Origin of the sequence: Agarivorans litoreus (genome assembly GCF_019649015.1) — a bacterium.
Classification (GTDB): domain Bacteria; phylum Pseudomonadota; class Gammaproteobacteria; order Enterobacterales; family Celerinatantimonadaceae; genus Agarivorans; species Agarivorans litoreus.
Genome location: NZ_BLPI01000001.1, coordinates 3,857,447 through 3,869,971, shown reverse-complemented (window position 1 = coordinate 3,869,971; position 12,525 = coordinate 3,857,447). Strand labels below are relative to the sequence as shown.

The window sequence follows — 12,525 nt, the reverse complement described above, 5'->3', positions numbered from 1 at the left end:
ACCCTGTTGGGGTTGAGCGCAGAGACACTCAACAATCAAGGAGGATTAATGACTAATTACTTTATGTTTAGCACTCAACTCAAGCAGGCAGTCATCGCTAGTATGGTTTGTATCGGCTCGTTTAATCTCATTAGTTGCGCAAACACTGCCGAAGGCGCTGGAACGGTGCATTGGCTGGCGCAGCTGGCGGCTTAGTATCGGGCTTAATTTGGGGCGGCGATCCTTTGGAATCGGCCGCGAGAGGCGCTGCCGTTGGTGCGGCTTCTGGTGCTGCGGTAGGTGCAGTGCAAGATGCAAAACAAAGCTCTGCAAAGGAAGCTCCACAACAAGCTAGTGAAAACAGCTCCAATGAACTACCAAGCAAAGAGCAGCTTGTTGCCGCCATTGGTGAGCCCGCCGTTGATGGCATCGTTGCATTGGCTAAATGTGATTACTCTGGCGCTTTAAGTAACGCTCAGTTATCCAAAACCGCCAGCGAGCCGCATTATCAAGAGGCGGGTGTATGGCTAGAAGCCTTAAGCTATGCAGAGACTGGGGATGTTGAAAAACTAAACGCCAGTTATGCAGAGATTATCAAGCTGGATAAAAAAGTGAGTAACGTGCTCGAAGTACAAACCGAGCTTTCCGACAGCTTAAGCAAGTTAAAGAAAATAAGAACACAGTACAATTTGCCAGAAAGCTGCTCTTAAGCGCACGTATCATTTGCATTAATTCCATTGAAACAAGCACTCTGCCTAAGCAGCGTTGGTCTCGCCTCTTTATTCTGCGAGTTCCTAAGTTCTAATAAATGTGAGTTTCAACATACGACAAACTAGAAAAGCGCGAGCGGCCAAAACAGCCATAACGCTCGCGCTTAAAAATACAAAAAAGCCAGAAAATGGGTTAACAAACCTACAAAAGCAATCGCCAAGCTCAGGATTTATGCGCCTACTTATGTACGATATAGCACTTTAACCACATGCCAGCCGTGTTTAGTTTTCACTAAGTGTGGCACGAGCATTTCACCACTAAAGCATACTTTGTCGAATTGTGGCACCATTTGTCCGCGCCTAAATTCTCCCAAATCTCCGCCTTTTTTACCCGATGGGCAAGATGAATACTTCTTAGCTAAAGTTTGGAATTTAGCGCCTTTTTTAAGTTGTTCAATAATATCTTCAGCTTGCTGTTTGTGCTTAACCAAAATATGCAACGCCGCTGCGGTTCTTGCCATCACCAATTCCCAAATAAATACAATAATGTACCTAAATTACACGCCTCTATAAACTTAAAATGACCAAGAGGCCCCTCTAACAATAAGGCATTGCTCGCAAAACAAACAAGCAATCTTAAAACACAATACGACGCTTTCAGCTTAATAGCTCTAATGATAAGCTGTAACTCACTAACTAACCTAGGCAATGGAAATGCGCTTAAGTAGATTATTACTATTGGTCTTTTTAGCTCTTCAAATACTCGGCTGTACCCAAGACTACAAGAGCGGCAAAGAGCTCATCGATATCGCCATTAACGGCCTGCCCGATTCCAACTTAACAGAAGAGGAACGTCTCGCATTAGGTTTTGCGGCGATATACGTTAAATATGGTCAGCACCCCAAAACCTATATTGCTTTAGCCAAAGCAATTGATGATGAAAGAGTCTGGGCGGCCAGCGATGGTATTACCATCGTTACTCGCTATGGCCAAATCATCCGAACAGACGGCTTGCCCTTTGCAAGCAGCGGTGTTTACTTCACCCAAGAAAACCCTTTTGCAATTGGATTACTGTCAGTAAACCAAGATACTGTTTATACAGCAAAACGAGATTTCATTAGTGAAGGTATGTTCGGGGTAGACAGCCACTCTCGGTTTTCTATTAACGAGGTATCAACGCATTTTGTTGCAGGAAAAGAGCGACGGCTGCAAAAAGTGACCGAACACCTAAGCATTCCGAGTTTAAATTTAAAAACAGAGAACCACTATTGGGTAGAGCCAAACAACAAACAAATCGTTTGGCGTTCTGAGCAGCAGCTAGGGCCAGCTCAACCCGTTGTGCTTTTAGAAAGCCTTCTCCCCTACTTTGATGATATTTAGTCACTAGGCGAACTAACAAGGAAGAGTTAACCATGCGCATAAAGCGTAATCATCACTTAATAAAAAAGGTTGAACAATTAACCCCGTTTAGCCAACTCGCATTTGCGATTTGTAGCCTATTACTATTTACCGCAACAAGCTGGGCAAACCAATCAGCCATCACAAGCGCCGTCAATATTTCAGTAATGGTTAAGCAAGGCCAATCTCCCGCTAAAAGTTACTCGCTTGAAAATAATGCTAGGTTAAGCAACTTATTTACCCAAATACGCTTTAATAAAAATGATTATTGGTACGCAACAGCATGGTTAAGGCAAGACAACCATAAACACTACCAGCATAAAAAATCTCAACTCGAAGCGCTTATCAAAAACCAAATACAACGAGCAAACAAGTACCAAAACCAATGGCAACAGGTTCTAGATAATGTATCAACCATTAAGCCTAGCGACAGACTCGTTACTCCCGTTCACCCTGATAGAGTATTTGCCGTTAAAGCATCCAACTTTTTGCTGCAAAACGGTGATAGCTTATTAATACCTGCTCGCCCCAATTATGTGTTTATTACTGGATTTGTAGAATCAGCAAGCCGCCCTCATGCCACCACCAAAGATTTATTAGACTACCTTAATAACACCTCACCGCTGGCTTTAGCCGACAATAGTAATGTTTGGCTTATAAGGCCCGATACAAGTATAGAAAAGCTCCCCATTGCCTACTGGAATAAACGAGAGAGTGCGTTTATAGCGCCCGGCAGCATTATTTATATCCCAGCTAGCGAGCAAACATTTAGCAACGAGCACAAAGATATTAACCAGCTCTACCTTGAGCTATTACAAAACCAGCTAATAGGAACACGCCAAGGTGAGTAAGCCATTACTAAATCATCGAGTAATCACCCCATTAACGCTTGCGGTAACCAGTGCTTTATGCTGTCAAAGCCTTTCTGCGGCGCCAACACAGTCTGACTACGGCGGCGTAGGCCTAATGCAAATGCCTACCGCCCGTATGAGCCCCGAGGGTGAATTTGCCTTTAACGTAAACTATGTAGATCCATACATTCGCGGCGCAATAGCTGTAACCCCCGTCCCTTGGTTTGAAGGTGTTATTCGCTATACCTCGGTTGAAAACCGTTTGTATAGTTCACACCCCGATTTTAGTGGCGGCCAAAGCTATAAAGATAAAGGCTTCGATGCAAAGTTTCGCTTATGGAAAGAATCTTACTACGTTCCAGAGCTAGCGCTTGGTTTTCGCGATATTGGTGGCACAGGATTATTCTCTAGTGAATATGTTGCCGCCAGCAAACGCTGGGGAAACTTCGATTTTACCCTAGGCATGGGCTGGGGCTATTTAGCCAATGGCAGTAGTATTAAAAACCCTTTTTGTGCCATTAAAGATGGCGCATGCAACCGCCCAGGCTGGACCCCAAGTGATAGCGATAGAGGCGGAAAAGTAGGCTTTGAGAACTTCTTTCGTGGTGAACATGTTGGACTATTTGGCGGGCTTGAATATCAAACACCAATCGAAGGTTTAAGCTTAAAACTAGAATATGATTCTAACGATTATCAAAACGAAGCCTTAAATAATCAGTTTTCTCAAAGCTTACCTATCAACGTCGGCGCTGTTTACGCGTGGGGCGACTATGTAAATCTCAACTTAGGTTACGAGCGTGGTAATACCGTAATGGCAGGCATTACCATTAGAACTAACTTCCAAACAGTGCCTAACCAAATAAAATTAGACGCTCCTCCAGAGCCGTTAAAAGAGCAAACGCCACAAGCAACAGAATATAATGCCGATGAACTCGTCACTGCGCTGTCGGAAAGTGCAGGCCTAGACACAGAGCAAATAGTACTGAGTCAGCAATCAATCACAGTAACTGGAAAACAAGCCAAATATCGCGATAGAAAAGATGCCGACAATCGCGTCGCCCGTGTACTACATAATCGCCTCCCTAGCTCGGTTAACGAATTTACGGTAGTAGAAACCAGCGAAGATATTCCCTTGTATCAAACAACCTTGGATCGTGAACAATTTTTGCTCGAGGCAAACAACCAACTTCCCCCAGGTGAAACCGTTGAGTTTGCGCATGCTAGCTCACTTAAAGAACAGCAGCCAAATGGCGAAGTAACCACCACAGATATAGCACGCACACCCTACAATGTGTCGTTATACCCTGGTTTAACTCAAAGCATTGGCAGCCCAGAAACCTTTTATTTTTACGCCATTTCTTTACATTTAGCCGGTGAATACCAGCTAACTAAAAAACTAAAACTCGATGGTATTGCCTCGTGGACCATCGCCAATAACTACGACAAGTTTAACTATACGGTTGATGGCTCAACCGGGGCCATTCCGCGCTCACGCACTTACATCAGAGAATACCTCAGTAACAGTGATCTAGGCATTTCAAACCTTCAGCTTACTTATTTTGACCACTACGGTAAAAGCCTGTATGCCCAGTATTACGGAGGCTACCTAGAATTTATGTATGGCGGTGTTGGCGGAGAGCTACTCTACCGACCGTTTAACAGCTCTGTGGCACTAGGCGTTGACTTAAACCGCGTAAAACAACGAGAGTTTGATAGAAAATTTAATTTTAGGGACTACGAAGTAACAACCGGCCATGCAAGCTTGTACTGGCAAAGCCCTTGGTACAACATTAATACTCAGTTATCTGCTGGGCAATATTTATCGGGCGATAAAGGCTTTACCGTAGACTTATCCAGAGAATTCGACAACGGCACTATTGCCGGCATATTTTTCACGCGCACTAATGTGAGCGCGAAAGACTATGGCGAAGGCAGCTTTAACAAAGGATTTTACATAAAAATTCCTTTCGACATGATGCTTACACGCTCAAGCACCAAATATGCTGCGTTTAACTGGACTCCCCTCACCCGAGATGGTGGCCAAAAGCTAATACGTAAATACAGCCTTTACGACATAACAAAACCTAAGGGTAAAAATAGTGTATCTACTCACTTTGAGTAGATAACCTGAGCTCGGGATAAGGAAATGACGATAACTCCGCAACCCACTACTTAATCTAGCTTCATGTTTCTGGCGAGATAGTTTTGCTTAGTTCAAGGCGAAGCTGCGCGCCAATAGCTAGCCTATTGCAAGTAGCTTCAACACCGAAATAAGCAAAAGTAGACGTTAGAAACCGGTTTATTATCCCGAGCTCAGGTTAAATCTTTAGGTAACAAAAAAGGCGCTACTGCGCCTTTTTTATAACTCTCTTCGTAACGACCTTAGTCGCTACCAAACAGATCGCGGGTATACACTTTATCGGCTACATCTTTAATATCATCAACCATACGGTTAGCGATAATTACATCACAACTTTGTTTAAATGCATCTAAGTCGCGATACACCTTCGAGCGATAAAACTCGTCTTCTTTCATTACTGGCTCGTAAATTACCACTTCAATACCCTTGGCTTTTATGCGCTTCATAATGCCTTGAATACTCGATGCTCTAAAATTATCGGAGCCAGACTTCATAATTAAGCGATACACACCCACCCGTTTAGGATTGCGCTTCACTATTGATTCAGCGATAAAATCTTTGCGGGTAGTATTAGCATCGACAATGGCACCAATAATGTTGTTTGGTACGTCTTTGTAGTTTGCTAACAGCTGCTTAGTATCCTTAGGTAAACAATAACCACCGTAGCCAAAAGAGGGGTTGTTATAGTGGCTGCCAATACGCGGGTCTAAACCTACCCCTTCAATAATATGGCGGCTGTCTAAACCATGGGTTTCGGCGTAAGTATCTAACTCGTTAAAGTAAGCTACGCGCAGCGCTAAGTAGGTATTAGCAAACAATTTGATCGCTTCTGCCTCGGTAGAGTCGGTTAGCAGTACGTCGATGTTTTCTTTTACGGCGCCCTCTACCAACAAATCGGCAAATACTTGCGCACGTTCAGACTCTTCCCCCACCACAATACGAGAAGGATGCAAGTTATCGTGCAAGGCTCGGCCTTCACGTAAAAACTCCGGAGAGAAAATAATATTATCTACACCAAACTTTTCACGTACAGATTTAGTGTAGCCCACCGGCACGGTTGATTTAATCACCATCACCGCTTGCGGGTTTATCTCTAACACATCACTAATTACCGCTTCTACAGACTTAGTATTAAAGTAATTAGTCTCTGGGTCGTAATCGGTAGGGGTAGAAATAATTACATAATCCGCATCGGCATAAGCCTGCTGCTTATTGAGCGTAGCGCTAAAATTAAGTGTTTTATTAGCTAAAAAATCTTCAATCTCAACATCAACAATCGGCGATTGTTTATTGTTAAGCATGGTTACTTTTTCAGGGACAATATCCACGGCCACCACTTCGTGGTGCTGTGCAATCAACATAGAGTTGGACAGACCTACATAACCTGTACCTGCTACAGCTATCTTCATTTACAACCCGCTATTTTATAAAAATATTTATCCAAACTTTATTAAAGTAAACTAAATGCTTGACTGGCTATTCACTAGGCCAGATTTTGCTAACAAGAATCTGATGACGCTAGTTACGTGCCAATAAAAATGTTTAGAAAACAGCTTTCTATTTGCATGTTTAGCTAGATGTAGCATTTTAGCTTCAGGATAAAAACGCAATTGAGCACCTAGTTGTTTACTTCTAAAGCAAATATCGATGTCCTCACAGTACATAAAATAACCTTCATCAAACCCTTTTAATCGACTATAAAGAGAACTCTGAAAGGCCAAGAAAGAACCAGCGGCCCAATCCACAGTTGTAGACTTCGTTATTTTGTCTTTATCTATTTGAGTACTGTTGCCCACTCCCAAAAAAGACTTTATAAACTCTAATAAGGTTGGAAAATGTCTTATGGAGTTATCAGGAATAGTCCAAGCTCGATCTTTAAATAAATTGACTCCCGCTAACTCACAGCCATCTAGTTTCATTTCATCTATAAGTTGGCTAATAACTTCTGATTCTGCCACTAGATCAGGGTTAAAAACGCAAAAAAAATCATCTTCCGTCATTCCTAACTTTGCCTGGCAATAACGAAACACGACATTGTTATTATGACCAAAGCCCAAGCCGTATTCGCTATCAATATAGTGAATACCATGTTGTTCTAAATACGAAACCAGTTTGGGTTCTTCTTTATTAACTTTAACTACAACAACAAAATGCTCTGCGAGCTGCTCTAAGCAGGCTAACTCTTTTATCAATGAACCATGACCGTGAGAAACTACTGAAATAAAAACAGACATGCGCCGGACTTACCCTTAATTGATTACCGTTAAAGTAACGAAACAACTTTAATAAGCGAAGACCGCCAATCACTGGCCCCAACTCCCCAAGCCTTAAGCATACTAGCGCAATCCATTACCGAGTATGCAGGACGAGGGGCAGGCAATGGATAATCTTCGGTTTTAATCGCTTTAAGTACTGCCACTTTAGATAGCTTACCTTGGGCTAAGCCCTCGGCTAAAATAGCACGGGTAAAACCATGCCAAGAGCTAGGTAAATCACCGCAATGGTGATAAGAGCCCCAAGCGCTATTACCTGCGTTTATTTGTTCACAGCAGTGTAAAATTGCCGCGGCTAAATCACCGGCATAGGTGGGGCAGCCGTATTGATCGGCAATTACGCCCAGCTCTTCTCGCTCTGCAGCTAAGCGCAGCATGGTTTTTACAAAATTATTGCCATACTCCGAGAATACCCAAGCGGTACGAATAATGATGTGCTCTGCTAAGGTATTGCGTACCGCTTGCTCACCTTGCCACTTAGTTTCTCCGTATACGCCTAAGGGCTTAGCAGGATGATTGGGCAGATAAGGGCGAGTGGCTGTACCATCAAACACATAATCGGTTGATACATGAATCATCGGAATAGCCGCAATATTAGCTGCTTTAGCTAAATACTCTGGACCATTGGCATTAATAGCCGTTGCTAGTTCAACTTCGCTTTGGGCTTTATCAACCGCCGTATGGGCAGCAGCATTAACAATAATATCCGGCTTAGTATTATCAACAAAATCAATTACGGCTTGCTGGTTGGTAATATCCAAATCTTGGTAGTCGGTTGCGATTACTGTAAATAGCGAGCTGTTTTTGGCAAGATCTTGCAGACAAGAGCCTAGTTGGCCATTGGCACCAGTGAGTAATATTTTCATTATGAAAATAGCTCCTTTAGGGCTAAACCCTGCTTGTCTTTATCCGACAACTTAACATCTGAGGTTGGCCATATTATGCCTACCTCGCTATCATCCCAGGCTAGGCAACCTTCGTCGCTAGGATCATAATAATCGGTACATTTGTACTCAAAATCTGCTACATCACTGGTTACTACAAAGCCATGAGCAAGCCCGGGCGGCACCCAAAACTGGCGCTTGTTGTCTTCACTTAACTCTACCCCCGCCCACTGCCCAAAGGTTGCAGAGTTTGGACGAATATCTACCGCTACGTCAAATACGCTACCACGCACTACCCGCACTAACTTACCTTGCGGTTTGCTTTTTTGAAAATGTAAGCCGCGTAATACGCCCTTAGTAGAGCGAGAATGATTGTCTTGCACAAAATCTACATCAATATTTAGTAACGCTTTATAGCGCTCTGCTTGGAAGGTTTCTAAAAAAAAGCCGCGGTGATCACCAAATACTTTAGGTTCAATAATCTTTACATCGGCTATACAGGTATCTATAACATTCACGTTTGGCGCCCTTAATCGAATGTTTACTTAACAGTTAAGCTTGGTGTTCTTTTAATAAACGTTGTAAGTATTGGCCGTAACCGGTTTTTTTAAGCGAGGTAGCTTGCGCTTGCAGGCCCTGCTCACAAAGCCACCCTTGGTTAAAAGCAATCTCTTCTAAACAAGCTACCTTTAAGCCTTGGCGATGCTCAATGGTTTGCACGTATTGGCCTGCTTCTAACAGCGAATCATGGGTGCCGGTATCTAGCCACGCAAAACCGCGCCCTAGCAACTCAACCTCTAATTCACCTTTAGCCAAATACGCCATATTCACATCTGTTATTTCTAACTCGCCGCGAGGCGATGGCTTAATGGCTTTAGCAATCTCTACTACGCGGTTATCATAAAAATACAAACCGGTGACTGCGTAGTTAGATTTAGGCTGTGCTGGCTTCTCTTCAATGCTTAAAGCCTTGCCCTGTTTATCAAACTCCACCACACCAAAGCGCTCTGGGTCGGTAACATGGTAACCAAATACGGTAGCGCCAGAGGCTTTACCAGTAGCCTTTAATAACTTATTACTAAAATGCTGGCCATAAAAAATATTGTCACCCAAAATTAGTGCAACATTATCATCACCAATAAATTGCTCACCAATAATAAAGGCTTGGGCTAGGCCGTCTGGGCTAGGCTGCTCGGCATAACTCAAGTTAATACCAAATTGGCTACCATCGCCCAGCATTTTTTGATAATTGGGTAAATCTTCTGGAGTAGAAATAAGCAAAATATCTTTAATGCCAGAAAGCATTAATACCGAGAGCGGGTAAAAAATCATCGGCTTATCGTAAATTGGCAATAACTGTTTAGAGGTACCCATAGTAATAGGATGCAAGCGGGTACCACTGCCGCCGGCCAATACAATCCCTTTGTAGGGTTTAGCACTGATGTTATTCATAAATGGCTCCTAGCCCAATCGCTCTAAACGATAATCACCACTTAGCACATCTTGCCACCATTGCTGATTGTTTAAATACCACATAACCGTTTTACGAATGCCCGTTTCAAAGCTTTCTTCTGGCGTCCACCCTAGTTCTTTAGCAATTTTAGAGGCATCTATCGCGTAACGCGCATCATGCCCTGGGCGATCTTTAACAAAGGTAATGAGATCTTCAAACTTACTATGCCCTGCTGCTGCGAGTTTTGCTTTAGCATCCTTAGGTGCAAGCTCTTCTAACAAGCTACAAATAGTGCGTACCACATCAATGTTGGCTTTTTCATTGTGGCCGCCAATATTGTAGGTTTCGCCTACCTCACCGGTAGTTACTACTTTATAAAGCGCACGGGCGTGGTCTTCTACATATAACCAATCACGAATTTGCAAACCGTTGCCATAAACCGGCAAGGCTTTAGCGTCTAAGGCATTTAAAATAACGTGAGGGATAAGTTTTTCTGGGAAGTGATAAGGCCCGTAATTATTAGAGCAATTAGTAATAACAACCGGCAAACCGTAGGTACGATGCCAAGCGCGCACTAAATGGTCACTTGAAGCTTTAGAGGCGGAATACGGAGAGCTAGGCGCATAAGGTGTGGTTTCTAAAAATAAATCGTTAGTGCCTTCTAAATCCCCATATACCTCATCGGTAGAGATATGGTGGAAGCGAAAGTCATCCTTAGCCTTATCCTCTAAGCCAGCCCAATACTCGCGTGCGGCCTCTAACAAGTTGTAGGTGCCTACGATATTGGTTTGGATAAACTCGCCTGGGCCTTCTATAGAACGGTCTACATGACTTTCTGCCGCCAAGTGCATAACCGCGGTAGGTTTAAACTCGGCGAAGGCTTTAACCATTGCTGCTTTATCGCAAATATTCGCTTGCAAAAATGTATAACGCTCACTATTCGCGACCGTATCTAACGACGCCACATTACCCGCGTATGTTAATGCATCTACATTCAATACCGTATCATTGGTATTCTCAATTATATGGCGCACTACCGCGCTACCAATAAATCCGGCGCCGCCGGTGACTAAAATTCTCTTCATAATTTACTTTTAAATCACTTATATTATTTAGTGGATTCTGAAGTTCTACGTTAGTTTTTGATTTTTAAAATCAAGTCTGACCAGCTTTGAACTGTTTGTTCATCATCAGAAAACCGTGCGCCTTTAAAAATAACTTTGTTATCAACTAGCGCCTTTAACTTTTCAGCTAATAATACATGGTTATCAGGTTCTACGAAACAAGCCTTATCATAATTACCAAGTGTTTCGTGAGCATAAGGTAAATCCGATAGAATAATTGGCTTAGAAAAGTGTTTAGCTTCAGATATTGGCAAGCCCCAAGTCTCAAGTTTTGACGGAAAGACTACTACATCACACGAGCTATATTCCTCGTTTACTTTTTCATATGAAAGCATACCTAAAAAATCAACTTGCGACAGATAACCGTATTTTTCAATCAAAGAACTTGCATATCGATTAGAACCAGCATCTATCGTCAACCTTACTCTAAGTTTTTTATAAACCCTCGCTTCACTTTTATTTAAATAAGCCATAGCATCTAAAATCAACTCAAAATTTTTAAACGTTCTAGCTAAAGCGGGATAAAATAGCACCAGCTCTGCCTGCGAATCAGGTTTATCTTTAATCTGAGCTAGGCTGCCAGGAACACCAACTTTAACTAAGGGCTTAGCCACTATATATTTTTTCGCACCTAGTGTATTCTGAAGATACTGTCCAATCCAACGTTGCTGAACTATAACTGCGGTGTTGGATTTGATGTTGAACTTATACAGCCATTTATAAAATAATGTAAACAAAAACAACCGAGGCTCATATTTCAACTCTCTTAAACCGGAGGCGTAAAAAGGGGAAGGATTATGACAATAAACAAACTGCTTAGGTGTACTCACTCTGGGACTAATGTCGTGCATAGCAAGCCATACGTCCGGATTCAAAATATTATTGAGTGTTTTACATTGTACATATTCAAACCAAATACGTTTTAACCAACTCTTCTTTATTGAAGGGTACTCAATAAAAGTTATTCTTTCCGCATCAAAACTAGAAAACAGAGAAATATCGTGGACTAAACAAACCACTTCCATCTCCGGATCATCAGAGATGGCTTTTATAATATCTTTAAGTACCCTTAACGGCCCTCCTTCGACGAGGTTTACACCCGATATGACAATTTTCATGTATATTCCCAAGTACTCTTTTCTTTATTCAACCTTTTAATAACACGTGCAGGAACCCCGACAGCCACACTATATGAAGGTACCTCTTTGGTTACTACGCTAGCTGCACCAATAACGGAGCCTTCACCAATCTTGACACCTGGCAGTACCATCACACCTTCGCCCAACCAAACTCTATCTTCAATGACGACTGGTTTACTGGCAAGTTTTCGGCTCTTTGGAGTAAGTGAAAAATCCGATATGGATTGCAAATCACCATGATTGTGGTCTGTAATAAAAACTTTACTAGCAATCAAGACCTCATTACCTATTGAGACTGAATCAATACAACCAATATGAACATAATCATTGAACTCACAATCATTACCAATTTTTAGTTTGGGATCATTTTTACCATCAACTTTGAAAGCATCAACCCTCAAGCCTACACCGGTTGTCAAACCTTTCCCAAAATCGATATAGCTCCTTCCTCTTATATAATACGGCAGGCGAATCAACCGAGAGCGATAGAAAAAAACCTTAGTTAAAACCAAGTGAAAAGCCAACCTAATTGCTTGGAAAACACCATACATTGAAACAAATTTTTTAAACAAAA

General features: G+C 42.3%; 14 protein-coding genes. 5 read left to right on the top strand and 9 right to left on the bottom strand.

Annotation, left to right across the window (positions count from 1 at the left end):
* The first annotated feature begins 48 nt into the window (after window positions 1–48).
* Window positions 49–195: a hypothetical protein gene (locus K5L93_RS17810; RefSeq protein ID WP_220721033.1), complete on the top strand. Its 147-nt coding sequence runs from the start codon at window positions 49–51 to the stop codon at window positions 193–195.
* On the top strand, window positions 171–689 hold the full coding sequence (locus tag K5L93_RS17805) for a hypothetical protein (RefSeq protein ID WP_220721032.1): 519 nt from the start codon (window positions 171–173) through the stop codon (window positions 687–689). Before K5L93_RS17810 ends, K5L93_RS17805 begins: the two co-directional genes overlap by 25 nt.
* 242 nt (window positions 690–931) lie before the next feature.
* Here the strand turns inward: K5L93_RS17805 and ppiC are convergent, their stop codons facing one another.
* Entirely contained in the window at window positions 932–1,210 is a 279-nt protein-coding gene (gene ppiC, locus K5L93_RS17800; protein ID WP_220721031.1) for a peptidylprolyl isomerase PpiC, read from the bottom strand.
* Between the two features lie 193 nt (window positions 1,211–1,403).
* Here ppiC and K5L93_RS17795 point away from each other — a divergent pair, with 193 nt between their 5' ends.
* The 3 genes from K5L93_RS17795 to K5L93_RS17785 are packed head-to-tail and all read left to right on the top strand — an operon-like array spanning window position 1,404 to window position 5,060.
* Window positions 1,404–2,069 carry a YjbF family lipoprotein gene (locus K5L93_RS17795; protein ID WP_220721030.1) on the top strand — a complete coding sequence of 222 codons (666 nt, stop codon included), beginning with the start codon at window positions 1,404–1,406 and terminating at the stop codon, window positions 2,067–2,069.
* 32 nt (window positions 2,070–2,101) lie between these two features.
* Window positions 2,102–2,938: a capsule biosynthesis GfcC family protein gene (locus K5L93_RS17790; protein ID WP_220721029.1), complete on the top strand. Its 837-nt coding sequence runs from the start codon at window positions 2,102–2,104 to the stop codon at window positions 2,936–2,938.
* Window positions 2,931–5,060, top strand: a complete 2,130-nt coding sequence (locus K5L93_RS17785; RefSeq protein WP_220721028.1) for a YjbH domain-containing protein — start codon at window positions 2,931–2,933, stop codon at window positions 5,058–5,060. The genes K5L93_RS17790 and K5L93_RS17785 overlap by 8 nt, the downstream gene beginning before the upstream one ends.
* Window positions 5,061–5,320: 260 nt before the next feature.
* On the opposite strand, the gene K5L93_RS17780 is transcribed toward K5L93_RS17785, so the two are convergent.
* The 8 genes from K5L93_RS17780 to K5L93_RS17745 are packed head-to-tail and all read right to left on the bottom strand — an operon-like array spanning window position 5,321 to window position 12,523.
* Entirely contained in the window at window positions 5,321–6,487 is a 1,167-nt protein-coding gene (locus K5L93_RS17780) for a nucleotide sugar dehydrogenase (RefSeq protein ID WP_220721027.1), read from the bottom strand.
* 51 nt (window positions 6,488–6,538) lie between these two features.
* Entirely contained in the window at window positions 6,539–7,312 is a 774-nt protein-coding gene (locus K5L93_RS17775) for a glycosyltransferase family protein (RefSeq protein WP_220721026.1), read from the bottom strand.
* A 29-nt stretch (window positions 7,313–7,341) separates the two neighbouring features.
* The gene (rfbD, locus tag K5L93_RS17770) at window positions 7,342–8,217 is read right to left on the bottom strand and encodes a dTDP-4-dehydrorhamnose reductase (protein ID WP_220721025.1); all 876 of its coding nucleotides are present in this window, start codon (window positions 8,215–8,217) and stop codon (window positions 7,342–7,344) included.
* Window positions 8,217–8,753 carry a dTDP-4-dehydrorhamnose 3,5-epimerase gene (gene rfbC / locus K5L93_RS17765; protein WP_220721024.1) on the bottom strand — a complete coding sequence of 179 codons (537 nt, stop codon included), beginning with the start codon at window positions 8,751–8,753 and terminating at the stop codon, window positions 8,217–8,219. The genes rfbD and rfbC overlap by 1 nt, the downstream gene beginning before the upstream one ends.
* Window positions 8,754–8,787: 34 nt before the next feature.
* Window positions 8,788–9,687, bottom strand: a complete 900-nt coding sequence (gene rfbA / locus K5L93_RS17760) for a glucose-1-phosphate thymidylyltransferase RfbA (protein ID WP_220721023.1) — start codon at window positions 9,685–9,687, stop codon at window positions 8,788–8,790.
* A 9-nt stretch (window positions 9,688–9,696) separates the two neighbouring features.
* The gene (gene rfbB / locus K5L93_RS17755) at window positions 9,697–10,773 is read right to left on the bottom strand and encodes a dTDP-glucose 4,6-dehydratase (protein WP_220721022.1); all 1,077 of its coding nucleotides are present in this window, start codon (window positions 10,771–10,773) and stop codon (window positions 9,697–9,699) included.
* 50 nt (window positions 10,774–10,823) lie between these two features.
* Window positions 10,824–11,930 (bottom strand): glycosyltransferase, encoded by a 1,107-nt coding sequence (locus tag K5L93_RS17750; protein WP_220721021.1) that lies wholly within the window; start codon window positions 11,928–11,930, stop codon window positions 10,824–10,826.
* Entirely contained in the window at window positions 11,927–12,523 is a 597-nt protein-coding gene (locus tag K5L93_RS17745; protein ID WP_281422579.1) for a DapH/DapD/GlmU-related protein, read from the bottom strand. Before K5L93_RS17745 ends, K5L93_RS17750 begins: the two co-directional genes overlap by 4 nt.
* Window positions 12,524–12,525 lie beyond the last annotated feature (2 nt).

Excerpts from the sequence above, each read along its gene's own strand:
- K5L93_RS17790 (WP_220721029.1), top strand. The coding sequence starts at position 2,102 with ATGCGCATAAAGCGTAATCATCACTTAATAAAAAAGGTTGAACAATTA.
- K5L93_RS17750 (WP_220721021.1), bottom strand. The coding sequence starts at position 11,930 with ATGAAAATTGTCATATCGGGTGTAAACCTCGTCGAAGGAGGGCCGTTA.
- rfbB (WP_220721022.1), bottom strand. The coding sequence starts at position 10,773 with ATGAAGAGAATTTTAGTCACCGGCGGCGCCGGATTTATTGGTAGCGCG.
- K5L93_RS17795 (WP_220721030.1), top strand. The coding sequence starts at position 1,404 with ATGCGCTTAAGTAGATTATTACTATTGGTCTTTTTAGCTCTTCAAATA.
- K5L93_RS17775 (WP_220721026.1), bottom strand. The coding sequence starts at position 7,312 with ATGTCTGTTTTTATTTCAGTAGTTTCTCACGGTCATGGTTCATTGATA.
- rfbD (WP_220721025.1), bottom strand. The coding sequence starts at position 8,217 with ATGAAAATATTACTCACTGGTGCCAATGGCCAACTAGGCTCTTGTCTG.
- rfbA (WP_220721023.1), bottom strand. The coding sequence starts at position 9,687 with ATGAATAACATCAGTGCTAAACCCTACAAAGGGATTGTATTGGCCGGC.
- ppiC (WP_220721031.1), bottom strand. The coding sequence starts at position 1,210 with ATGGCAAGAACCGCAGCGGCGTTGCATATTTTGGTTAAGCACAAACAG.
- K5L93_RS17810 (WP_220721033.1), top strand. The coding sequence starts at position 49 with ATGACTAATTACTTTATGTTTAGCACTCAACTCAAGCAGGCAGTCATC.
- K5L93_RS17780 (WP_220721027.1), bottom strand. The coding sequence starts at position 6,487 with ATGAAGATAGCTGTAGCAGGTACAGGTTATGTAGGTCTGTCCAACTCT.